The organism is Paenibacillus sp. RC84, assembly GCF_041260495.1.
Classification (GTDB): Bacteria; Bacillota; Bacilli; order Paenibacillales; family NBRC-103111; genus Paenibacillus_F.
Genome location: NZ_JBGBYL010000007.1, coordinates 284596 through 306340, shown reverse-complemented (window position 1 = coordinate 306340; position 21745 = coordinate 284596). Strand labels below are relative to the sequence as shown.

Below are 21745 nucleotides of genomic sequence, written 5' to 3'. Positions count from 1 at the left end.
TATGGTATGGTTCTCCGTGCTTTCCGTAACGGCAAGTTTTAGGACCACCCTATGAGCGTTTTTTACCCCCTACTTCTCCTGCTCCTTTATCACCTGCTCAATTCCGAGCAGAATCAGCTTCAATCCGAACTCAAACGCTCCGTCGGTCCCCATCAGCTCGAACAGCCCGTTCGTGAACATCCTCCGGAACAGTCCCGCTTCCGTCTCGCTCATGGAGTCCAGCAGGTGAATCATCTCCTCACCCGGAAGTGCTCCCTGGTCCTTAAGGACAGCGGTGACATTTTGCTGATGCTGATAATCGTCCAGAACGAAGTAGTAGACATAGTTTACAAGGGTGAGAACTACTTGCATCTTCTGCTCTTGGTCAAGCGGCGTTGATTCCACACAGAGCAGCATACGGTTGGTGAATCGGATGATATCCGGTTCGTGGGGCAGCGTCATCATCATGAGCTGTGTGGAACAGGGATACCGGCTGAGTACACTCCGTACCGTTACCGCAAGTCCCGTCAGCTGCTCCTTCCAATCCCCCTCGGAACGGAACTCCTCCAGGATTATTTTCGATACCTGGTTGGCCAGACGCTGGTAAAGATCCTGCTTGCTCTTGAAGTACCAGTACAGAGAGGGAGCCTGAATCCCCAGCCGGTCGGCCAATCGTCTCATGCTGAATTTCTCGATGCCACCTTCCCCTAGAAGTTCCCAGGAGGTTTCCAAAATTTTATCCTCCGAAATCTGAGGCTGCTGCTTTTTCATCGATATCCGCCCTTTTATCTAACAGTGTAAGTTTATGCTTTACAGGTTCATAGGTTCATGATATCATCTAACACTGTAAGGTTCAACCTAACACTGTTAGACTAACGTATTCCAAATTATATAAAGAAAGTAGTGACCCACATGGATGCAGAGAACCTCCATTATTTTGAAAAAGCACCGATCGTCAAAGCCGTAGCTCACTTTGCTGTACCGATGATGCTAGGCACGTCAATGAGTGTCATCTATTCCATCTTGAATGCCTATTTCCTTGGTACACTGGGCAATACGGCCATGTTAACCGCACTCGCACTAACCTTGCCGTTATTCGCGGCCATTATGGCGCTAGGCAACTTGATTGGCATGGGCAGCGGTACATTCATCTCCCGTTTGCTGGGAGAGAAAAAAGTTGAGGATGTAAAGCATGTGTCTTCATTCGCCTTTTACAGCAGTTTAGTTCTGGGTATTATCGTGATGGCCGTCAGCCTTCCGTTGATCGATTCAATCGTTCATGGCCTGGGAGCGACGCCTGACTCCTTCGGTTTCACGAAGGACTATGTCACGATTATGCTTATCGGTTCACCATTCGTCGTTTTATTCTTCACGCTGGAGAATGTCGTGCGCTCGGAGGGTGCGGCAATCACATCGATGATCGGTATGCTTCTCAGTGTTGTTGTGAATATTATTCTTGATGCGCTAGTCATTTTCGTCTTCCATTGGGGCGTGATTGGCGTTGCGTCTGCTACGGTCATTTCTAACTTGGCTGCGAGTATATTCTACGTCTTTCATATGAGATCTAAGAGCCAATTCTTAACCGTCTCCTTAAAATGGTTCAAGGTTACCAAGGACATTTTGAGCAATGTGATTAAAATCGGAGTTCCCGTCTTTATTATGAGTATCTTTTTGGGTGCCATGTCGCTTATCTTTAACCATTTCCTTGTCGAATATGGGGATCAGTCCGTAGCGGCTTACGGAATTTCATCACGTTTATTGCAATTTCCGGAGTTTATTCTGATGGGCTTATGCGAGGGTGTCGTGCCGCTCATTGCCTTCTCTTTTACAGCGAATAAATTACGCATGAAGCATACGATTGGATTTACGATCAAAGTGATTGTGGCGTTAGCCGTCCTGTTCGGCATCATCGTCTATTTGATTTCCGGCCACTTGATCGGTTTATTTACGAATGACCCGCAATTAATCGAAATGGGCAGCTACATTCTGCATGTGACGTTCTTATCCTTGTTCATTACGGGAATGACCACATTGTTTACGGGAATCTTCCAAGCAACAGCGCAAGGAACCGCCGCGTTTATTATGTCGGTAATTCAAGGAATTACTCTCATTCCAGTGCTCTATATCGCCAATCGTATGAACGGCTTCCATGGGGTGGTCTGGTCGCTCGTTATTGCGGATGCCGTCGCGTTCCTTGTCGGTGCCATCATGCTGTATGCTTTGCGGAACAAATTGAAGCCGGATTTGGATCATTTAGTACAGTAGTAACCTATAACACGCAAAAAGGCAGGATACGGGCACTCCCCCGATCCTGCCTTTCCTATCGATCAGGACTGCTTCGGCTTTATAGGTACGCCCGGATCGAAGCGGTCAAATCGCTAACCACACTTCCGATTTGTTCCGGTGTCAGATGAAAATCGTTCAGAGTCCATTCGATCAGCATCATATGCACGATGGAGGATAGCGATTTGCCTGCGTACAGCCGATGTGTATGAATCGCTCCCTCCCCGTTTCCGCCCGGCTCATTTCTTCTGCTCGCGAGCAGCTCGTCGAAGTAGTCACAAATGCTTTTATAGATGAGCTGCCTGATCTTGCGGTCTTTGGTCAAGATACTATGGATTAAGGCGGCGGGAGCATTGCGTCTCCAATTGCGAAACAGCAGGACGAACATCTCTTCGTCGAACGAGGTCTTCATCCCGACGCCCACATCGTGCCACATCCCTTTCATAAATCCGTCCAAATAGGTTAGCAGGATGACGTCCTTGTCTTGAAAATTACGATAAACGGTTTGCCGTGCAAGCCCGGCCCTATCCGCGATCTCGGTTATCGATATATGGGAGTACTCTTTTTTTTCCATAAGTTGAAACAAAGCCGTTTGAATCCATTCCTGCGATCGTAGAGCAAGCTTGCCTGACTGCACGTTCAAAGTGTGCCACATCCTCTTATCGTGTAAATTTCGATCTTATCCACCCAACCGGCGCTGCATGAAAAGCTTAAACATAACCGATACAACTATATCATAGGTTACACCTGGCCATCCGCGAAGTTAGGTAAACGTTCAAAGTGTGACACATTCTCTTAAGTGTCTATTTTCACTCTCATTTCCTCGACAAGCATTGCAACCCATAAGGTTTTATATTAAGGTAGACAAGGATCACACGTGTGACATCTGTAACGTTTCTGTTTTCATGGAAAGCCGCATCATTCAAATTAAGGGAGTCGTCTGTAAATCTCTATTGAGAATGATAATCATTTTTAAAAATAAGGGAAACCGAAAGGGGTATTACTGTTGGGAAGATCAAAAAAATGGATGGCGTTGCCTCTCCTCCTCCTCATGTCCTTACTTGTCGCAGCCTGCACCAAACCGAACGCATCCCAGCCGCCAGAAGAGAAAAGCAGCGAAGCTCCGGTACGCATGATTAAACATGCGATGGGCGACACTCCCGTTACCGGAACGCCGCAGCGCATCGTCGTGTTGACGAACCAAGGCACCGAATCTTTATTGGAGCTTGGCATTAAACCGGTCGCTGCGGTAAAGTCGTGGATTGGCGAGCCCTGGTTTGATCATATCAAAGATAAGATGGACGGCGTCAAAGTTATCGGCGACGAGTCGCAGCCCAATCTGGAGCTTATTGCCAGCCTGAAACCGGATATTATTTTAGGAACCAAGGTCCGCCACGAAAAAATATATCCGCAGCTTTCCGCTATTGCGCCAACCGTCTTTACGGAAAATCTCGGCGATAGCATGATTGAAAACTTCGAGCTGTATGCGAAGGCGCTAAACAAAGAAGCGGAAGGAAAAGCGGCTCTCGATAGCTACAACAAGGCCATTGAGCAAACGAAAGCTGCCCTTGGCGATAAAACGAAAATGCGTGTTTCGCTGGCCCGTTTCCAGCCCGGAAAAGTGCGCGTCTACTACAAAAACAATTTTGCCGGCGTCGTCTTTGAGCAGCTGGGTTTTGCCCGCCCGGAGGCTCAAAACAAAGATAAATTCACCGACGATCTTACAACGGAACAAATAAACGTGCTTGATGGCGATGTGTTCTTCTATTTCACTTCCGACCGCAAAGGTGAAACCGATGCCTCCAAAACGGCGGACGAATGGCTGAAAAGCCCTCTCGGACAAAATCTGAACGTTGTAAAAAAACAACGGGCTTTCAATGTCAATGAAGCGGTGTGGAATACATCGGGCGGCATCATCGCGGCCAAGCTGCTGGTTGAGGACATCAAAGTCCGGTTCGAGAAGCTGAGCTTGTAGGCGTCCTTGCTTTCACCGTCATCGGTAAGGATAAATAAATAGCTTCCGCCTTATGTAATAGGCGGAAGCTATTTTGTTTAGAACCGGGAAGTAACGTTTCCGCACCAGCGGGCAATCCCTTCCTTAATCGTTTGTCTAGGATTAGGATTTGAGCGGGGTATCGCCCAGGCAATATGACCATCCGGCCTGATGAGTGCTGAGTGGACATCGTTCCAATCGTCGCCGGTTACGTCCAACGATGCAGACACAACTTGAAGTTTGCGATACTCTTCCCATGCATGTATCGGAGAACAGGAGCCGATTAACGTTACATCCATCACGGCAATGCTAAATTTAAGCAAAGGAAACACTTCTAAGGTCCCCAATAAATTATTGAAGGCCGGGTGGGTTCGAAAAGCCCAGCTCAACGACAATAAGAAAGAAGTGTATTTTCGGCTAACGCCGGTCGGAAAGAAGCTGTTTGGCGATCTGATTGACTTCTATCGCTAGAACGATGACCGAAGTGCTGAACCACCTCCTATCAAAGTTAACGCGGCATCAGGATTAGACTAGGATACGGTTCAGTTTAACGGGGGCCTGTTGGCGAAATAATGCGAAAGGAGCTGCCTTAGCAGCTCCCTTCGCATTATTTTGAACAAGTCTCGGATTTCAGCCTAGTTTGGCCACGGAGTGTCAGAACTTTTAAGAAAAACTTCTCCTTTTGGATAACCTTGTCCACCGTAAATTTGCACTGTATAACTGCCTGCAGGGACAGCTGGATTATTATTGTTATTTATCGGGTCAACTGTGCCACCTGGTTCAACGGTTTGATCAAAAATAACCGTATTCTTATAGTCGTGCTTTACTTCGATTCTAAAACTATGTGTTCCTGTATTTTTTGCAAACAGTTTAACATTTCCATATCCACCTGTAACGGAAAAATTAGTATTTTTAGGGTCTGTTTTACTACCGTCTAAATACCAAGTTAGTGTATCCTTGATTTCATAAGGACTAATCCCTATGGATTTTAAACTGTCATTTGACGAAACAGAACTAGAAACTCCAGCAAAAAGTGCAGTAGCAGCGCTTGCAGGCGCAACGGAAATTAATAAAGCAGAAGAAAGGATAGTTGCAGAAGCCACTAATTTTGAAAATTCTTTTTTCATTGGGTAACACTCCTTTTTTAGGGATTCATAATGAATTTCAGAAATTTCCATAAGTAACCATAACTTTACTGCACTACTACCTGAATTAATTGTGTGTAAAAACTCTTCTCAATCACTTCCAATCTTTACTATAATTGGTTGTCATTACCATTTTATTATACAATTACATTTTTTTTATTTCAAGAGCAACTTTGTATTCTGTCATCTGTTCACCAAAAAAAGTTCACCATCTTCCTGATTAGTATTATTTCACATAAGAACCAATCTCGGTTGCGTTTAACGTTATAAGTTCTTGTTTTTTCCATTTTTGAATTACGGCCTTGTCCCTTTTAAAAGTTTCAAGGCCATCCTTTGCGGGATGGCCTTTCTTTTTGATGCACACCTTAATAGATTGAAATGTCCGTTCCATAAAGGTGAAGACGGAGTCGTTTTGCAATAGACTGGGAAGAATAATTATCCCATGATGTACTATATAAAGGGATCCTTCCAGACCGTCGTATCGCTTGAGCCCATGAGGACGTTACGCGCATCGCATATCCTTTGCCTCGGTAATCTTTCAATGTCTCAACTCCGGCTTCAGCCGCCTTATCACTACTTCTTGCGCTAAAACAGACAGATACAGCCATGTTGTTTTCCGTCACCATAAAACACGGCTCTCGAAACTTCAGTTCCGATAATAGAGTAGGAAACCCTGGTTCCAAACAGTATTTATTGTCTTCAGTGACTAATCTGGCGTCCGTATAATCTTTTACAATTTCTTGACAAGCAAAAGCCGGACCCATCCATATGCCTATAATTTCTCTGTCCTTTTCCAATGCCCGAATAACATTAGCAAGCTGTCCGGTTGAATCACTCTGACCCATGAATTGCAGGATGTCATGGACTAAGCGAACGGGTGTGTCGCTGCGGAATCTTACAATGCTGCCGGCATCGGTATGTCCCCAAAAAAATCGAGGAGCAGACTGGTTCGCAGGCTCATTAATTGTTGTGATACGGCCGGCATGATCATGATTGTAGAGAACTTCAGCTTGAATGCTCATTAGTTCCAGATGATCGTACAAAGATTTGCCTCCTCTGTTGGTTGTCCTTCACCCTTTCCCTGCTCAATTTAACTATCATCAAAGATCACTCGCTCTCATCATAATCCGTTATCTTTCCAAAACAGTTTAAACGGTCCTTTTTTACATTTCAACTCAAAAACCTGCCGTTACTTGTGAAAAGGTTCAGCTTAACGGGTCTATCAGCGAACAATCGAAAGGAACTGCCGCGGCGCATAATTTACTCGTTCCAAGAGCGGCCTGATTGTAAGTGATTCAACTATCGTTTCTCGTTAGTGCAAAGGTTCGAGCAACTCCACCGCTTTACTTTGGTTACGATCAAACATCGAATCGTCAAAGATGAATGCGGTCTCGCAGTTATCGGAAGTCAATTGCTCCACTTTCTGAACCGTCGCAGCGCTCAGAGATAAAAGGGACTGCCACCACGCGAATTTCATGTGGTTTAAGAATCGATAAACGGAGTCTTTGCCCGGAAATGATTCGGTCTTTTAAATGTTTGAGGACGTTCAATTCTTGGCGGTGTTTCTATTTTTACAAGGGATAGATCTGTATCCTGATGCAGCTTTATTTACCAAGGGTGCATGGCCAATTTTACTCTGCGAAGTTTGAGTTACTTGAAAGACAAAATGATATTATTTCACTAACACATTTAGGTGTCACTTCTTGCTCATGAACATTTTCATTTAAATTATAAAAACCAGGCTCAATATAACTACTTTTAATCACTTCCAACTTTGGAAATATACTTCCTTCTGTAACAAAATCAAGTCGATATATTACAAGAAAATCTTTGGTTGGCGAAATAATATGCAACGCTTTTGCAAATATTTTATCATATGGGTCTTTACCGATATACCAATAAAATTCTTGGTTGTTTACTACAATCTTTCGCTTACGTTTTTCTAAAATCGCCAATTTCATCACCACAGTATATAAATTTTCTTCGCTCACAAAATTACTGTTTGATCAGAGTTATTGCTTATTCTAACACCAACAAACTCTTTCAGTACTTTATTTAATTCAATTTTGTTCGTGCCAGGAAGGAGGTATGGCAGCTCATTATAATAACGCTGGATATATTATTCTCGAGCCGTTCCAGCGGGTTTCATCGTCAAAATTGACGGCTTCCAGCCCATTTTTAACTTCCGAAATATAGGAGCGGTCGATGCGGGAATATCTGTTGGAGAACTTCCCGTAACGTCTGGCCGAAAATAACAAGCTGCCTATGGTTTCGCCCTTCTTCAGTAGATACTAATCAAGATATCATGGCCTTGGTCACGGCTGCGTTCATAAAAGGAAATTAAGTTTTGCAGTTCCAAGGTTAACTCCGCGAAACGCTCGTCTGTCTCTTCGTCGACCCAAGTGTTCGGATAAATCTGTTGTTCCCTGAATGCTGAGAGCTTGAAATGTTTTCGTAACGCAATCCTATCAATGGCTTGCAGTGATGCTACAATGCGCGGCAACTCGTCCGAGCCAATGGCTGCTATGAAGTCTTCTGTGTCCAGAACATGGACGCCTACAATCGCCTCGCTCAAAGGATCACCTTCAATCGGTTGAGATGCAGATACACCGGTTAGAAGAAAATGCAGCCCATCCCAACATTTATCCATCTCATAAACCGAGCAGAGTCGATTTTCCATCAATTGCTCAATCTTGGTAATGATAGCTGAATTGTCCAGTTGTGCCACTTCATCCGCCAGAGCATCATTTAAGCTCAAGTAACAGGCCATTATTCCCATAAGTCCTCTCCTATCCAACTTCGCAGTTTTTTTATCATTCGCCATACCACAATAAAACCCCTGCAAGGGACGGATTTTGCATCACAGGAAACAGCATGTGCGTTGATGCATCCGCCTACCAGCATCCGCCGATCAAATATCTTTGCGCACTCATCGCCCCCGCATCGGCAGGATGAGCGCGAATACGGCGAACGACTGGAGCAGTGATGTGGTATTCTGCAGCAGGCCAAACTTGGCGGCGACGATGCCGATGATGATAGCGTACAACAACAAACTGTAGAACACACTCCAGCTCGAATAACCGAGCCATTTGCCGCATACCACTATCAACGGCGAATCGGCCGCGGTAAAATCGCCAACAGCAGCCCGCGACCCGTATATTCAACAATTCCACATTAACTGCTCCACCCAATTTTTCGCCGTTACTTGTGATAAGGTTCACCGCGCTATCTGTAACCGCCGGTTTTCTTTTAAACAGAACAGGGAACTCTATTGAGCGCCCTCTTTTCCTGTGGTAACGGGGCACCCCAATAAGTAATCAGAATGAGATAGCTGTATCCCATTTCAACTGTAGCAAGAGGACCTTTCGAATAAACGGAACCACTAGCTTGAATGTGTAAGGCTTTCTTGCCGGACAACAGACCTACAGGACCATTTTTGGATTCGATCATCGGCAAATGGAAGCCGATTATTCTTTATCATTTGCTTCAAGGTAAACCTTTGCGGTTCAATGAGTTAAGAAGAGCCCGAAATCACTCAAAGGATGCTTACGCTCCATCTGCGCGAATTGGAGGAGGATGAGATCGTTAAACGAGTCATTTATCCGCAAATCCCGCCGAAAGTGGAATACTCCATCACGGAATACGGCATGAGCCTGTCTCCGATTTTGGAAACCTTGCATCAATGGGGAGTGGACCATGTCGGGCGAAAGCAGCTTATAAAGGAGAAAAATGAACAAACAGAAACGGACTAGCGTTTGACATTACGCTAGTCCGTTTTCTGTCTTTTGACAAGAACTTGTATCGTTAAAATAAAAAATCGCAACCATGCGGCTTCTTTACGTTATATGTTCTTATCCTCCAACATATTTGGTGTCATACAAACATACCCTTAAAGCGCTGTCCTTTAAAACCTTCGGCTAAACAAAAAAGACACCGGGATCCCATTGAATCCTGGCGTCTTTTCGTATGGAATAGGTTTATGCCTTGGGCATTTCGTTGTAGAAAGTGACATCGTCAATCGGCAGTCTTAACGTTGGATGTCCCGGCTTCGCCGCCTTGCCGATGGCGATAAGCATAACGGGAGCGTATCGTTCTGAAATATGGAAGGCTTCCACAAACTTGGCCTCGTCGTAGCCGGCCATCGGAACCGTATCGTAGCCTTTGGCGCGGGCCACAAGCATGAGCTGCATGGATATCAATCCACCGTCAATGGAAACGATTCGGCGAATAGTCTCCGGAGGCATACTCGAAAAAATTCCTTGATAGCGTTCCACGAACGACTTAGCCGTCTCTGCAGGCATGTGACCCGCATCAACTGCCATTCCGTAAATTTTTTCGGCCAATTTAGTGCTCTCCAAATCTCCCAACACCGCAATGACGGCCGATGCCTCGATCACTTGCTGCTGATTATACGCGATCGGAAAAAGCTTTTGCTTCAGCTCCGGCGAGTCGATAACGAGGAACCTCCACGGTTGCAAATTGGCGCTTGAAGGAGCCAGCGTCGCTTGCTGCAAGATTTCGTTCATTTCCTCCCGCGAAATCTTGACATCGGGATCATAGCTGCGGACGGACCGGCGATCCTTAATAACGTTGAAAAACTGCTGCTGCTCCACCGTTAGAGATGGTTGTGAAACGGACATCATTCTCTCCTCCTCAACAATTACTGTGCCTTATTTAGGCACAGTATATCTTAAATAAAAATGCAGCCGAACGAACAACTGCAATCCATTTTATTACAGTATATAACGTTCCGGCTCACATTGCAATCCGGAAATCATCCTTGAATCAAATCGGCTAATGTATGCTGCTTGAGCAGTTCGACAGTCTGCTTCTGTACTTCTCCCATAATCGCTTCGAGCTTCGCATCGATTTGCAGACCTGTGGCACAATCGGGTTCATCCCCCTGTTCGCAGCAATCCGATTTGATGGCCATAAATATATCCGCCAGCGTAATTTGATCCGGACGGCGCTTCAAATAGTAGCCTCCGCCGCGCCCTTCTCTCGCTTCGACAATACCGGTGTGAGTGAGCTGCGCCAATACTCTACGGAGGAAGGTAGCATGCGATTGTACACAGCCGGCTATGGCCGCGCTGGAAAGCATTCCTTCGCATTGGGCAAGCTGAATCAAAGCATGCACGGCAACTGCGAAACGCGGCGGACCGATTTGGCTGCCCCGGTTAGATATCATAACAACTCCTCCTGTTTACAGCGTACCCCGGAAACGGATGTCCACATAGGATATGTAACTTTCTATGAAAATACAGCAGATTCATAGATTCGTCAACGGTGGGCACACTTGTGGCTCCCAAAAAACAGCAGCTCTGGACAAAATCCAGAGCTGCCGGCCGATGGTTGGATCATTTACTGCGTTTTCCGCCAAGCTTCCTGATTTAATTCTCCATTTATTGCTGCCGCAGCTAAAGCCCCGGATGCGGCGGCCGCAATGGATTGATGCATGAGTGAAGACGCGTCGCCCGCTGCGTAAACGCCAGGGACACTGGATTTTCCAAATTCGTCGACTGCAATCACCCCCGTATCCGATGTGCGGCAGCCAAGGGACTGCGGCAAATCCGTTCCCGGAACCAGTTCCGACTTGAAGAAGATTCCCGTACACGGAATTTCTGTCCCATCCTCAAGCTCAACATGGTTCACCATACCCTCGCTGGATAAAATGGCACGAATCGGCGTATCGAATAGCGGAATACCATGATCCCGCAATTCATCGCGTTCAGCCTCGCTCAATTCATCGGGGCCATTCGTGCAAACGACAAACCGCTTTGTCCACCCCGACAACAATGGAGCGAAATGCATGAGTGCCGCTCCTCTGCTAATGACAACCAGCGGCTCATCCCTTAATTCCCAACCGTCGCAATACGGGCAAACAAACGCACTCTTCCCGTAGACCTCGGCCAATCCAGGAATCTCGAGCTTGCGATCCTTCATGCCTGCGGCAAACAGCAGCTTTTTGCTGGCGATCTTCATCCCTGTGGCCATCTCGAGCAAGAAAGATCCGTCCTCGCCCGAGATCGACACAACGGTATCTTCCGCCTGGGAAACCGACGGATAGACGCGCAGCTGCTCCTGCGCAATGCGTCGGAATTCACCCGGGCTGATTCCGTCCCGCGTCAAAAACCCGTGCGCCTCCCGGGTCACCTCATTGCGGGGACGTCCCTCGTCAATGACGATCGTCTGCTTCCTTGCGCGTCCCAGCATAAGTCCGGCGCTCAAACCTGCGGGACCTCCCCCGATAATCGCTACATCCACTTTGTTCATGATTGTTTAGTCCTCCTCGTTAGTATGCTATTCGGTATTTATGGCGACTGCAGGCTAGACCCTGTCTTCTCTGTCGTACATATGCTGATTTTGCAGACGAACAAGCACTTTGCCGAACCGGCCGCCTTGCCTGATTTCTACTCCTTCGCCGGGATAGCGCGTGTCCAAATGACGGGAGACAATATCACGAACCCTCTCGTCCGTCTCGATACCGTACATTTTCAACCAATTGATCGTATCTTTAAATGCCGTCTCCTTGGAGACTGTCGTTGTTTTCATTTCCCCGGTTACCAACGATTGATACGAGTATCCCTTTAGCAGCAGTAATTGGGTCAGGTAAATCATCTCCAAATGCTCGGTCTCTCGGGGGCGATCCGTGACAAGCGGCCATACCTCGTCGACCAGGCTGTGCTTCCTGGAACCTACCGACAAACTCATGTAGCAGAACGCTCTCGCGCAGCTCAGCACCTTCTCCACGCTGGCCCAATCGACCAGAATCGGGCACATGGAGACAAAGACGAGATCAAAGGCTCGCTCCCATCCCCTTGCCTCGAGATCGATGTTTTCGAAAGGCTCGTGCACCACCTTGACCGTTCCATTCGCCAAGCCCGAACTATTTTGCTGCAGGAGCTCGACCAACGTAGGAGAAGTTTCTACTGCCGTTACATCCGCTCCCCGCTCCGCGAAAGGTACGGAAAAGCCACCCGACGCCGCACCTATATCCAGAACAGAAGATCCCGAAAATTCAACGCCCTGGTCCTCTAGCCAGTTCATAATCCGTCTGGCCCTACGCCTGCCTTCTTCGCTGAACACCTCTTTATTGAACGACTCAGCCGCTGAATCGAGTGAATGCGCCGGATCGATGCCGGCCCTCTTCATCTTGTTTACTCCCGTATACGGATCTTCCTTCCATGCTTTTTCCCATACCGCCGAATCAAACAATTCATTTCTCATCGTATTTATCACCCTTTTTTCACCTAATAAAGGCTTAATATGGAGCCCTTGGATAGCGGAAGTCAATCGACGCAAACCTTGGTATCGCGGCATCGGTCCGCAGCAATTTCGCAGCGGAATCCTTTACCGTTAGCTGTCGTTATTTCTGCTCCGATAGGTGAACACGCTTCATGAAAAGAGAGAAGACGAAACCTATAATCGCAACGACAATCGCAAGTTCAAAAACGTGTTGTACTCCCGCTGTCAAAGCAAGCGTCACGTTGGCTGGGTCCCCCTGGTCTGCCGTTTGTTTCAGAAAGCTGCTCATACCCACAGACATGATACTTACCGCAACCGCTGTGCCGATCGCACCCGCCACCTGCTGGACCGTATTCATAATTGCGCTGCCGTGCGGGTAAAGTGAAGGAGGCAATTGGTTCAATCCATTCGCCTGCGAAGGCATCCAGACCATGGAGATCCCGATCATCAAGAAGGTATGAAGCACAATGATTTGGGGGATTGTCGTCGTTGTCGTAATTCCTGAGAGAAACCAAAGCACGACGGATATCAAGGCCAAACCTGCGGGAACAACCCACCTTGGCCCAAATTTATCGAATAATCGGCCCATAATCGGTTGCATGATCGCGTTCACAATCCCCCCGGACAATAAAACAAGTCCGGCAGAAAAAGCGTTTAGACCGAGGCCTCTAATCAAATACATGGGCAGCATAAGCATAGCTGCCATCATCACCATTACGGCAATCATAAGCATGACCGTGCCAACCGTAAACATGGGCTGTTTGAATGCCTTCAAATCCATCATGGGCTGCTTCATTCGCAATTGCCGTACCGCAAATATCACAAGCGCCAATATGCCGACAATCAATGGAATCACGACCTTAAGCGATCCAATTCCTCCTTCTCCTTCCCCGGCGCTGCTCAAACCAAATACAATCCCGCCGAAACCAAGCGTGGATAAGATAAGCGAATAGATATCTATTTTCGGCTTGGTAATCATCGAAATATTTTGCATATATCGCATTCCAAACAGAAGAGAAAACGCCAAAACGGGAAGAGACAATCCGAAAATCCAGTTATAGCTAAGCTGCTCGATCAACAAACCGGAAAGAGTAGGTCCGACAGCGGGAGCAACCACAAGGACAAGACCGATCAGCCCGTAGGTCATCCCCCTCTTCTCGGGTGGAATAATGACCAGCACGGTGTGAAACATCAGCGGCAGTATGAGTGCTACGCCCGCGGCTTGAATAACCCGTGCAATCATGAGCAATTCAAATCCCGGGGCAACCGTCGCCACCGCTGTGCCGAGTAAAGACAATAGGAGCGAGGCCGTGAACAATTGTCTGGTTGAAAACCATTGAAGAAATAACCCCGATACCGGAATCAATATGCCCAGGGTCAGTAAGTAACCAGTCGTCAGCCATTGGGCCGTTGCGGCGGTGATATGAAACAGATTGATTAAATCGCTGAGCGCTACATTTAAAGCCGTCTCGTTAAACATCCCAATAAATCCGCTTAAAAGTAAGGAAACCATGATCGGAATCACTTTATACTTTTGCACCGCATTATGCCGTGCTTCTGTCGTCACTGCTTGCATACTCTCCACCCTCCCAGTTAAAATTCGATATTTCAGATTTTAAAGATACCGGTTATCTTTAATTACTTTAAAAAAAAGTGTTATGTACCTATATTCAGTTTCCTATTCAGTTTCCGTTTTAATGAAATCACTAAGGTTTAACGAGGTTCATTTTCGGCGGGATATACCCGAGTTGCCTGCCCATTTTTAAAATTTGTCCTCTATGATGAAATTCGTGGGTGACGGTGTGCGTAAATAGCCATAATTCGGTTAACTCTACGCTGTCACTCTGCCAGGATGCTTGAACGGTAGGGTCCCATTTGTTTTTAAATTCATTCAGAAATTCATGGACCAAAGCATCCGTTTTCTTAAAAACTTCACGCATTTCCTGTACATTGTCAACGGAGTCCGGTTTTATTTTGGGAAGTGATTTACCGAGTGCACGACTCCCCAACCATACCCGGTAACAATCGGCTATATGAGCATGCAGACTGCGAACAGAAACTCCGCCTAAGGTTTCAACTTCTTTAACATAATCTGTAGGGGAAAAAGTTTCGCAATAACGAAATAATGATTCCCTTGTGCGTTGGATCAATTCATACTGGCTTTTGAGTACGTCCATCTTCGCGCTCCCCTTTTTATAATAGGAGTTAATTGGGGGATTTCTCCACCTGGTTAAACTACTCTACGAACCTCCGGGCAGCCCACATTCCGCTATTCCGAATCAGCTTACGCACGGATTCTACCCGGAAAGATGGAAGATGATGCCCCGGCATCAGATATACCACACGGCCAGAGCCATATGTATGTGCCCATGCAGCAGGCCACCGCCGGCCATCATGGACATATTCGGCAAGTATAACCGCTGATTCATGAGGACTCAGCTCGAACCGAAAAGGTTCTTCATCTATCGTAAAATCGATTAAATTCTCCACAATAGAATGACTCCCTTGATTATATCGAACTGGCAGTGACGTATACTCCGGATGTCCCGTAACCCTGCCGCCGATTAACTTTTCGAGCTCTTTGCTTTGCTGCAGCGAGATACCGTTGTGAATAACTAGCAGTCCCCCGCCGTTTTTCACATACGCTATGAGCGCTTGTACCTGATCTTCGGGTATCTCCAGATCCGAAAAATCCGCGTACGATATGAACAGATCATAGCCCTCCAGCTTATCCTCCTGAAGCACGGCGTAATCATCCGTACATTCAACCTCCATAACATGTTCAAATATGGATTGTAACTCGTGATCGATATACGCGAAAGGATGATATTTCGCTCCCTCGTATTGTCCAAGCGCAATGGCTTTCATATTCATAATCTCCTCTCCTTCCGTTTGTCAGGCCAATCTTGTCCTTCATAATCCAGAAAGATCGGCTGTTCGCCAAGGCAAGCCTTATGGTCCATCACAAGTTTCATGACACGATCGGCAGACACATCCGGCGGCACGCCCGCTTCCTGATTCAAGCATTAATACTATCTAGGAACGAAATATTTTCCTGATTTCGTTTGAGTCGATATCCGCCATTCACCCCCATTATCGATTCAATCATGCCCGTTATAAATCGATATTATAGATTTTAAGGACTGTTAATATCCTTAATAGACCTAAAAAAAGAAAGATTATATGACTATATTCAGTTCCCGCACAAGATCAGACATTTTCTGATTTCTCAACTGTTCTTCCATCTTCTCTTCTGCCGATAATACCACCTTTTGAATCGGGCATCCTGGTCCATGTTCGAAACTGCAATCAAACAAGGAGGCCGAGCCTTCAATCGCATGAATAATATCTAGGAACGAAATATTTTCCCAATTTCTTTTGAGTCGATAGCCGCCATTTACCCCCGTTATCGATTCAATCATGCCCGCCTTCACCAACTTGGTCAGTATTTTGGACAAATAGGTGGGGGAAACACTTTGCCGCTCCGCCAACTGCTGTACACCTATTGGTTTTTGGGGAGTCGCCGCAGTAAGAAAGAGCATCGTATGGAGGGCATAATCGGTAGCCTTGGAGTACTTCATTCATAATCACCTCAAACACAGACTTAACAAGTCTATAATAACTATTATGATTCATTACGTCAAGTTTCAGCAGGCGAAGGTTTGTTTCGGTCTATTCCGTGGCGTTATTCATCCTGTCCAACCAAACTCGTTATTTCTCCCTTCAAAATACATTTTAATGCAGATAAAAAATGAGTACCGTGCATTTTCTGTACGAAAAAGTCAAATAGAGTCCTCCGGCGAATAGGTAGTAACTTCAACAGGTCCAAAAATAAAACCGCGCTGCGCGCGGCCTATTATTATTGAGTGAATTATCACTAACCGTGCTTTGATCCGTTGTCATTGGCAACAGGCCGCCGGCTTCCAGTCGGCTGAGCAGCACTTTGATCCCGGCTGTTGTATTTGGCTCCTGTTTTCCGTAAACTGCAAGCCCCGAGCTTTCGTACGGGTTGCCAAGCGACAACAGTGTCATTGCAGACGCACCTAGACCTTGAGTGCTTTTCGACAAATTCAGCATCGTAATATCACCAGAACAACAGCAAATGAATTACAACTTGTTATTTCTCCCAAAGCTCGACCAGTCGACCATCAGGATCTTCAATCCAAATAAACTTTCCAAACTCATTACTCTCTTTTTTCTTTGCAAGAGGTACACCAATATGTTCAAGATGCTTGATAGTCTCGTCTAGATTATGTACTTGGAAATTTAACATCACTTGTTGTTCTGTTGGAAAATAACTGTCATTCTCGGTAAAGAAAGAAAAGATAGTCTCATTTCCTAATTGGGGTTTTATCACAGTCCCATTCCAATTTTCTATTTCAATCTTCAATACTTCACTGTACCATTTTTTTGTAACTTCAAGATTCTTAGCTCTCCAAAATATTCCGCCGAAACCTTTTATCATCGTATCCAACTCCTGTCTGTTATCAGATTTTTAACTATCCGTTTACGTTTCGCTCAATCAATTAAATTTTTCTGCGTTCCCGATCTAACAGTTCAGTTAACGTCATCAAGCTTTCGGTCACAGTTTGGTGAGCTGTGTCGATGACGATGTGATCTCGGTCCCAAACATCATACTGCCGGTTCCTGACCTTCTCCCAAGTAGGTAGCACAAAACCAGGTATATCGGCTGCACGCGATTCGACTCGATGCCTGTGTTCACGATCGTCAGAGCAGATCACTTCGATTTCCACAAACGGAGTTTCAAGAGATTCCGCCACGTTGCGCCAAGCTTGACGCGTTTCATGGATAGGATTGACTGTATCTGCTATGACGTCAAGGCCCAGCCGGAGATTCTGCGATGCAATCGCATAACACACGATGTAACCCGCAGGTCCATCGTCCCAAGTTCCGGCAACCCGCATAGCCTGCTCCACGACATCGACTCGCAGATACGCCGCCTGTAACTCTCTAGCCAGAGCGGATGATAGCGTGGACTTCCCGGTGCCTGGCAACCCGCTAAAGATATAGAGCATAAAGCTCTCCTCCTTCACAGCAACATCAGTATAACTTGAGGTACTCGTTCACGTTCTGGGTCTTATGTTTTATTTTCTTATTCTACTCCTTTATTTTCCTAGCGTACAAATTTAGTTACCGACATCCGGTGGTCTATGTTTCAAAACGTATCGATCGATAAACTCAGGTCAATAGTATTTCATGCAAAACTGAACAGCAAAGACCCTATAAGTTTAAACCGAATCGGAAACATGCAGTTTCGCCCCGGGTCGATTTCGTATCTTGTACTTGATCCAGAAAAAAAGTATTAAGGGTAACGCCGTGTTCGAAGCGATAAAGAACAACAGCGACGGCAAGCCCGTGAGCGGCACATACTCGGCACCTTTAAACGGAATAAACAATTGATCGCCAATAGGACTGTCAGAGAATAGGATTGCCGAAGTTGCGTTCCAGCCAAGATGGCTACCCGCCGCGATCGCCATGGAACCCGATCTTGAGTATGCATACGCCCACACCAGTCCCATCACAAAAGTAGTTGCAAACATAAAGAACATGACGGGGATGTTGCCGAACAAACCATGCGAGAACCAATGATAAACCCCAAACGCGGCTGCCGAAAGAACAATTCCCAACCGAACACCAAGCCAACGGATCAGTATAACGAGCAGTGCTCCTCGAAATAGCAGCTCTTCAAACCAAACAGACTTAAAACTCCACCAACCGGCAGTGAAAAAGTCAGTCCATTGATAGCCGGAGTTTACTTCCCAGCCCGCTGACGTAATCAAAGACTCTGACCATTTGACAACCACACAAACGACCAGTCCAATCAGTAAAGCAATTCCAAATTGCCGCAGGCGCAAACCAACTGGATTGTACCCTAGTACGGACAACGGCTGCCTAATCGTGAAGCGAAGCAAGAACGATGACAACAGTATAATCACGATAATGCCTAACATAACAAAACTCCATCCCCTTCATCTATTGATTTATTCTCGCATGACTGTTCTTTTGGAACTGAGGCATTTGCAAGGGACAACTTACTGATGTGGGTTGATTTGCTGTGAATGAAATGAGCCGACTTCTTGGAGCTGTGCTTTATTTACGTATAAACAAGGAAAAAGTTTCCATGTCATCTCTAAGGTTTTGATTGGATGCGAATTTTTGACACACTCCTTTCCTAACAGGTATGTAAACGAAATGGTGTCAATCTCCCGATTGTCCTGGATCGTACGCCATTCAAACCGATAATCAAAAAGAGAGGTTGGGAAAATTCCCAGCCTCTCTTGGATAACGATTAAAGTTTTTTTGAAGTAGACTAAGCTATGTGGATGATGAAATAGCTAATTCCCCAGTTTTTTTACTCGGCCCATAAGACTGTGGAGCGTTCGGACAAATTCATTTCCGGTTAAATGTCCTAACCCACCATAAGCACAATCAATTTCATTGTACCGCCAATTCCGGTCTCTTCGAACGCTAGGCCCGCAGATCAGAATCGGAACGGGGTCGCCGGTATGTTCCCCTACCTCACAAGGCGTTGAGTGATCGGCAGCCAATGCGAGATACGTGTTTTCAGGCAGTCCCTGAGCGATAAGCCCCACCATTTTATCGAACTGCTCGATCGCTTTTGCTTTTTCAAGCGGTTCATTATCGTGACCTTTTAGGTCAGGCGCCTTGAAATGGACCAAAACCATGTCACTGCGGGTGATTTCTTCGATCGCCAGTTTAGCTTTCAGCTCAATATTCGTATCCATATTTCCTGTCATACTGCTATCCGTGATGGCTTTAAAGCCGGCCAGCCGTGCAACGCCGAGAACCGTACTTTCTCCTGCGATGCAGCTTCCCTTGATATTTAATTCATCTGTGATCGGCTCAAGACGAGCCATCTTCCCGGCTCCCCTGGTAAGAATAAAATTGGCGGGCAGTTTGCCCTGTTCGATACGTTTTGCATTGACCGGATGATCCGATAAGATGGCGTGAAATTTAGAAAGAAGCTTATTCAGGATTGATGCCGTTCTCTTGGACTCCGCGGAATCGTCCAGCGGCTGCACCTCTTGATAGGGACATCCATCGTTCGGCGCTTTAGGGTCCGAATCGCTGATATTTTCGCTCAATCCGGCACCCCGCAGGATGAGTACAGCCCGATGTTCCGTTGCCGGTTTAAAATACACCTTTACCCCTTGAAGCTCCAAACCGTCGATCGCATCCGCGATTTCATCCGTTCCCTGCCGTATCCGTCCCGCTCTGCGATCGACAACGATTCCGTTGTCGTCCACCGTGGCGAAATTGCACCGCAGTACGACATCTCCCGCTTGAACATTCATTCCGATTCCCAAAGCTTCGATCGGTCCCCGTCCGGGATAATGATGCGGCTGGTAGCCGAATAAAATCATATGCCCCATATCCGTCCCCACGGGAATTCCCGAACCGATCAAATCCATCATGCCAGAAATGCCCATCAAAGCTAGCTTGTCCAAATGGGGCGTCTTCGCGAATTCCAACGGCGTTTCATGATTAAGCAATGGGTGGGGGCGGTCTCCTACCCCGTCAGCAATGGCTAAAATAACTTTTCTCTGCAGCATGGTATCCTCCTACTATTCTATATTCCGATTACTTTAAACCAGGTGAATATGGCCAAGCTGATCACGCAAGCACCGATAAAGCATGTCACGACCGCATATTTCACTTGATCCAATACGGTAAAATAGCCTGTCCCGAAATAGATGGTATTCACCTTGGAATGCGGCGGAAGCGTAATCGTGTACGTCATGGTCATGGCTGCGGCTAAAGCTAGCGGGACAGGGTCCATTCCGAGCGTTTTGGCCAGTGCGATGAATGCCGGTATCAATATCGTCACTCTTACGGTTTTGCTTGTAAAGATAAGATGGCTGTACATGCTGAGGAACACCACCACGATATATACCAGAGCATGGTTCATCTGCTCTAATCTCAGAGCGTCTACGACCTTGCCGATGATCCATTCTGCGCCTTTCGATTTATCCAGCGCATTACCGACCGCGTAGGCACCTGCCGCGAAAATCATCAGCTCCCATTTGATGTTGGTCTCTTTCCATGTGAGCAAACCGACTCGGGGTAAGAGACACAGGAGCGCAGAAAGGACGGCCGTTTGTTCCGTACTGATCTCGAAACCAAACCAAGCCTTGTGGTAGTCACCGGTCGCCCATAGAATTACAGTAAAAATAAAGATCGCCACAGCTTTCTTTTCATCCAGGGAGAACGAACCCAACTTCTTTAACTCATCCCTAAGTGTATCCATCGCGCTTGTGAAATTGTTTTCATCCTTGAATGAAAACAGCTTTAATCCCACGAAGAATGTGATGAGCATCGTAACGATCGCAGTGGGCATAGAGGCCAGAAGCCAATCCATGTAGCCGATGTTGCCACCTGCTTGATCATTAATGAATCCGACTGCGATAATGTTTCCCGAAGTAGCCGTCATGACACCCGATGTCGCGATCGCGTCTGCTTGAATCCCTTGAAGCATCATCGTCTTGCCAAGGTTACTTTTACCCGGTATCGCTTTGTAGACTTCCAACAATATTAGGCAAATTGGAACCATAAGTGTAGCTCTAGCCGTAGTGGAAGGAACGAAGAAGGCGAGAATAAAATTGATGACAATCAATAAGAATAACGTCGTTTTCGGCGTCTTACCGAACTTTGTGACCATCCATAACGATAATCTTCTGCCCAAATTCGACTTGATCATAGCAGCGGTGAGAATAAACGCGGAGACCATCAACCAGATGACGTCATACCCTAATGTTCCGAACGCGACCGATTGATCCTTAACAGCTCCGACTAGAGGAAGCAGTAAAATGGCCATAATGGAGGTCAAATAAATAGGAATCGGGGTAGTAATCCAAAGAATGAGCGCTCCGGTGAATATGGCGATGGAACTTTGGGCTTGCGCGCTCATGCCTTCAGGCGTCGGCATAAAGAAAAGCAGCAATCCGACCGTTATGGCCAGGGGAATCCCCCACTTTTTCATGCCTTCTTCCATCTTGCTCTTTTTCTTGATCGGTGTCTGTTTGTCATCACTTTCTAAGTTCCCTTTGATCTCGGACAT

General features: G+C 46.5%; 24 protein-coding genes and 4 pseudogenes. 4 read left to right on the top strand and 24 right to left on the bottom strand.

The annotated features are described in order from the left end of the window. Positions 1-69 precede the first annotated feature (69 nt). Positions 70-750 carry a TetR/AcrR family transcriptional regulator gene (locus ABH899_RS17860; protein WP_369998896.1) on the bottom strand — a complete coding sequence of 227 codons (681 nt, stop codon included), beginning with the start codon at positions 748-750 and terminating at the stop codon, positions 70-72. Positions 751-891: 141 nt separating this feature from the next. Here ABH899_RS17860 and ABH899_RS17855 point away from each other — a divergent pair, with 141 nt between their 5' ends. Next, positions 892-2244 carry an MATE family efflux transporter gene (locus tag ABH899_RS17855; RefSeq protein ID WP_369998891.1) on the top strand — a complete coding sequence of 451 codons (1353 nt, stop codon included), beginning with the start codon at positions 892-894 and terminating at the stop codon, positions 2242-2244. 79 nt (positions 2245-2323) lie between these two features. Here the strand turns inward: ABH899_RS17855 and ABH899_RS17850 are convergent, their stop codons facing one another. After that, positions 2324-2899: a TetR/AcrR family transcriptional regulator gene (locus tag ABH899_RS17850; RefSeq protein WP_369999065.1), complete on the bottom strand. Its 576-nt coding sequence runs from the start codon at positions 2897-2899 to the stop codon at positions 2324-2326. 369 nt (positions 2900-3268) lie between these two features. Between ABH899_RS17850 and ABH899_RS17845 the strand changes: the two genes are divergently transcribed. After that, the gene (locus tag ABH899_RS17845) at positions 3269-4237 is read left to right on the top strand and encodes an ABC transporter substrate-binding protein (protein ID WP_369998888.1); all 969 of its coding nucleotides are present in this window, start codon (positions 3269-3271) and stop codon (positions 4235-4237) included. Between the two features lie 77 nt (positions 4238-4314). Here ABH899_RS17845 and ABH899_RS17840 read toward each other — a convergent pair whose 3' ends face one another. Then, positions 4315-4554 (bottom strand): aromatic-ring hydroxylase C-terminal domain-containing protein, encoded by a 240-nt coding sequence (locus tag ABH899_RS17840; protein WP_369998885.1) that lies wholly within the window; start codon positions 4552-4554, stop codon positions 4315-4317. Here ABH899_RS17840 and ABH899_RS17835 point away from each other — a divergent pair. After that, positions 4517-4699: pseudogene (locus ABH899_RS17835) on the top strand (MarR family transcriptional regulator); the annotation flags it as partial. The gene ABH899_RS17840 and the pseudogene ABH899_RS17835 sit on opposite strands and share 38 nt — an antisense overlap. Positions 4700-4890: 191 nt before the next feature. Here ABH899_RS17835 and ABH899_RS17830 read toward each other — a convergent pair. The 6 genes and pseudogenes from ABH899_RS17830 to ABH899_RS17810 all read right to left on the bottom strand — a co-directional run bounded on the left by ABH899_RS17830 (position 4891) and on the right by ABH899_RS17810 (position 8509). Further along, complete coding sequence (locus ABH899_RS17830; RefSeq protein WP_369998882.1) at positions 4891-5382, bottom strand: hypothetical protein; 492 nt, start codon at positions 5380-5382, stop codon at positions 4891-4893. A gap of 383 nt (positions 5383-5765) precedes the next feature. After that, a complete protein-coding gene (locus ABH899_RS17825) occupies positions 5766-6443 on the bottom strand; it encodes a GNAT family N-acetyltransferase (RefSeq protein WP_369998879.1) in 678 nt (225 codons plus the stop codon). Between the two features lie 284 nt (positions 6444-6727). Continuing rightward, a pseudogene (locus tag ABH899_RS28605) lies at positions 6728-6928 on the bottom strand (IS4 family transposase); the annotation flags it as partial. A 103-nt stretch (positions 6929-7031) separates the two neighbouring features. Continuing rightward, entirely contained in the window at positions 7032-7391 is a 360-nt protein-coding gene (locus ABH899_RS17820) for a hypothetical protein (protein WP_369998876.1), read from the bottom strand. Between the two features lie 290 nt (positions 7392-7681). Further along, a complete protein-coding gene (locus ABH899_RS17815; RefSeq protein WP_369998873.1) occupies positions 7682-8224 on the bottom strand; it encodes a YfbM family protein in 543 nt (180 codons plus the stop codon). A 105-nt stretch (positions 8225-8329) separates the two neighbouring features. Continuing rightward, entirely contained in the window at positions 8330-8509 is a 180-nt protein-coding gene (locus tag ABH899_RS17810) for a hypothetical protein (RefSeq protein ID WP_369998871.1), read from the bottom strand. 282 nt (positions 8510-8791) lie between these two features. Here ABH899_RS17810 and ABH899_RS17805 point away from each other — a divergent pair. Then, positions 8792-9152, top strand: a pseudogene (locus ABH899_RS17805) (winged helix-turn-helix transcriptional regulator). Between the two features lie 225 nt (positions 9153-9377). Here ABH899_RS17805 and ABH899_RS17800 read toward each other — a convergent pair. From ABH899_RS17800 to ABH899_RS17730, 15 genes and pseudogenes are all read right to left on the bottom strand, one after another. Next, a complete protein-coding gene (locus ABH899_RS17800; protein ID WP_369999062.1) occupies positions 9378-10040 on the bottom strand; it encodes a nitroreductase family protein in 663 nt (220 codons plus the stop codon). 134 nt (positions 10041-10174) lie between these two features. Beyond that, a complete protein-coding gene (locus ABH899_RS17795) occupies positions 10175-10588 on the bottom strand; it encodes an RrF2 family transcriptional regulator (RefSeq protein ID WP_369998868.1) in 414 nt (137 codons plus the stop codon). A 173-nt stretch (positions 10589-10761) separates the two neighbouring features. Then, positions 10762-11673, bottom strand: a complete 912-nt coding sequence (locus ABH899_RS17790; RefSeq protein ID WP_369998865.1) for an NAD(P)/FAD-dependent oxidoreductase — start codon at positions 11671-11673, stop codon at positions 10762-10764. 54 nt (positions 11674-11727) lie between these two features. After that, positions 11728-12627 (bottom strand): methyltransferase domain-containing protein, encoded by a 900-nt coding sequence (locus ABH899_RS17785; protein ID WP_369998863.1) that lies wholly within the window; start codon positions 12625-12627, stop codon positions 11728-11730. A 139-nt stretch (positions 12628-12766) separates the two neighbouring features. Further along, positions 12767-14212 (bottom strand): MDR family MFS transporter, encoded by a 1446-nt coding sequence (locus tag ABH899_RS17780; protein ID WP_369999059.1) that lies wholly within the window; start codon positions 14210-14212, stop codon positions 12767-12769. A gap of 139 nt (positions 14213-14351) precedes the next feature. Continuing rightward, entirely contained in the window at positions 14352-14822 is a 471-nt protein-coding gene (locus ABH899_RS17775; protein ID WP_369998861.1) for a DinB family protein, read from the bottom strand. A gap of 58 nt (positions 14823-14880) precedes the next feature. Then, positions 14881-15519 (bottom strand): ThuA domain-containing protein, encoded by a 639-nt coding sequence (locus tag ABH899_RS17770; RefSeq protein ID WP_369998858.1) that lies wholly within the window; start codon positions 15517-15519, stop codon positions 14881-14883. Positions 15520-15667: 148 nt separating this feature from the next. After that, a pseudogene (locus ABH899_RS17765) lies at positions 15668-15757 on the bottom strand (transcriptional regulator); the annotation flags it as partial. Positions 15758-15824: 67 nt separating this feature from the next. After that, positions 15825-16226, bottom strand: a complete 402-nt coding sequence (locus ABH899_RS17760) for an Rrf2 family transcriptional regulator (RefSeq protein WP_217558613.1) — start codon at positions 16224-16226, stop codon at positions 15825-15827. A 235-nt stretch (positions 16227-16461) separates the two neighbouring features. Beyond that, positions 16462-16677 (bottom strand): hypothetical protein, encoded by a 216-nt coding sequence (locus ABH899_RS17755; RefSeq protein WP_369998854.1) that lies wholly within the window; start codon positions 16675-16677, stop codon positions 16462-16464. A gap of 85 nt (positions 16678-16762) precedes the next feature. Next, complete coding sequence (locus ABH899_RS17750; RefSeq protein ID WP_369998852.1) at positions 16763-17110, bottom strand: VOC family protein; 348 nt, start codon at positions 17108-17110, stop codon at positions 16763-16765. Between the two features lie 61 nt (positions 17111-17171). Further along, positions 17172-17681: a P-loop nucleotide/nucleoside kinase family protein gene (locus tag ABH899_RS17745; protein ID WP_369998849.1), complete on the bottom strand. Its 510-nt coding sequence runs from the start codon at positions 17679-17681 to the stop codon at positions 17172-17174. A gap of 213 nt (positions 17682-17894) precedes the next feature. Beyond that, positions 17895-18617, bottom strand: a complete 723-nt coding sequence (locus tag ABH899_RS17740; RefSeq protein WP_369998846.1) for a CPBP family intramembrane glutamic endopeptidase — start codon at positions 18615-18617, stop codon at positions 17895-17897. Positions 18618-19001: 384 nt separating this feature from the next. Next, positions 19002-20240, bottom strand: a complete 1239-nt coding sequence (locus ABH899_RS17735; RefSeq protein ID WP_369998843.1) for a 2,3-bisphosphoglycerate-independent phosphoglycerate mutase — start codon at positions 20238-20240, stop codon at positions 19002-19004. 17 nt (positions 20241-20257) lie between these two features. After that, positions 20258-21745, bottom strand: a complete 1488-nt coding sequence (locus tag ABH899_RS17730) for an SLC13 family permease (protein ID WP_369998841.1) — start codon at positions 21743-21745, stop codon at positions 20258-20260.

What these genes read in the sequence shown, in the direction of transcription:
- ABH899_RS17860 (WP_369998896.1), bottom strand. Translation starts at nt 750, where the DNA reads ATGAAAAAGCAGCAGCCTCAGATTTCGGAGGATAAAATTTTGGAAACC.
- ABH899_RS17855 (WP_369998891.1), top strand. Translation starts at nt 892, where the DNA reads ATGGATGCAGAGAACCTCCATTATTTTGAAAAAGCACCGATCGTCAAA.
- ABH899_RS17840 (WP_369998885.1), bottom strand. Translation starts at nt 4,554, where the DNA reads ATGGATGTAACGTTAATCGGCTCCTGTTCTCCGATACATGCATGGGAA.
- ABH899_RS17830 (WP_369998882.1), bottom strand. Translation starts at nt 5,382, where the DNA reads ATGAAAAAAGAATTTTCAAAATTAGTGGCTTCTGCAACTATCCTTTCT.
- ABH899_RS17815 (WP_369998873.1), bottom strand. Translation starts at nt 8,224, where the DNA reads ATGGCGAATGATAAAAAAACTGCGAAGTTGGATAGGAGAGGACTTATG.
- ABH899_RS17800 (WP_369999062.1), bottom strand. Translation starts at nt 10,040, where the DNA reads ATGTCCGTTTCACAACCATCTCTAACGGTGGAGCAGCAGCAGTTTTTC.
- ABH899_RS17795 (WP_369998868.1), bottom strand. Translation starts at nt 10,588, where the DNA reads ATGATATCTAACCGGGGCAGCCAAATCGGTCCGCCGCGTTTCGCAGTT.
- ABH899_RS17790 (WP_369998865.1), bottom strand. Translation starts at nt 11,673, where the DNA reads ATGAACAAAGTGGATGTAGCGATTATCGGGGGAGGTCCCGCAGGTTTG.
- ABH899_RS17785 (WP_369998863.1), bottom strand. Translation starts at nt 12,627, where the DNA reads ATGAGAAATGAATTGTTTGATTCGGCGGTATGGGAAAAAGCATGGAAG.
- ABH899_RS17775 (WP_369998861.1), bottom strand. Translation starts at nt 14,822, where the DNA reads ATGGACGTACTCAAAAGCCAGTATGAATTGATCCAACGCACAAGGGAA.
- ABH899_RS17770 (WP_369998858.1), bottom strand. Translation starts at nt 15,519, where the DNA reads ATGAATATGAAAGCCATTGCGCTTGGACAATACGAGGGAGCGAAATAT.
- ABH899_RS17760 (WP_217558613.1), bottom strand. Translation starts at nt 16,226, where the DNA reads ATGAAGTACTCCAAGGCTACCGATTATGCCCTCCATACGATGCTCTTT.
- ABH899_RS17755 (WP_369998854.1), bottom strand. Translation starts at nt 16,677, where the DNA reads ATGACACTGTTGTCGCTTGGCAACCCGTACGAAAGCTCGGGGCTTGCA.
- ABH899_RS17750 (WP_369998852.1), bottom strand. Translation starts at nt 17,110, where the DNA reads ATGATAAAAGGTTTCGGCGGAATATTTTGGAGAGCTAAGAATCTTGAA.
- ABH899_RS17745 (WP_369998849.1), bottom strand. Translation starts at nt 17,681, where the DNA reads ATGCTCTATATCTTTAGCGGGTTGCCAGGCACCGGGAAGTCCACGCTA.
- ABH899_RS17740 (WP_369998846.1), bottom strand. Translation starts at nt 18,617, where the DNA reads ATGTTAGGCATTATCGTGATTATACTGTTGTCATCGTTCTTGCTTCGC.
- ABH899_RS17735 (WP_369998843.1), bottom strand. Translation starts at nt 20,240, where the DNA reads ATGCTGCAGAGAAAAGTTATTTTAGCCATTGCTGACGGGGTAGGAGAC.
- ABH899_RS17730 (WP_369998841.1), bottom strand. Translation starts at nt 21,745, where the DNA reads ATGTCCGAGATCAAAGGGAACTTAGAAAGTGATGACAAACAGACACCG.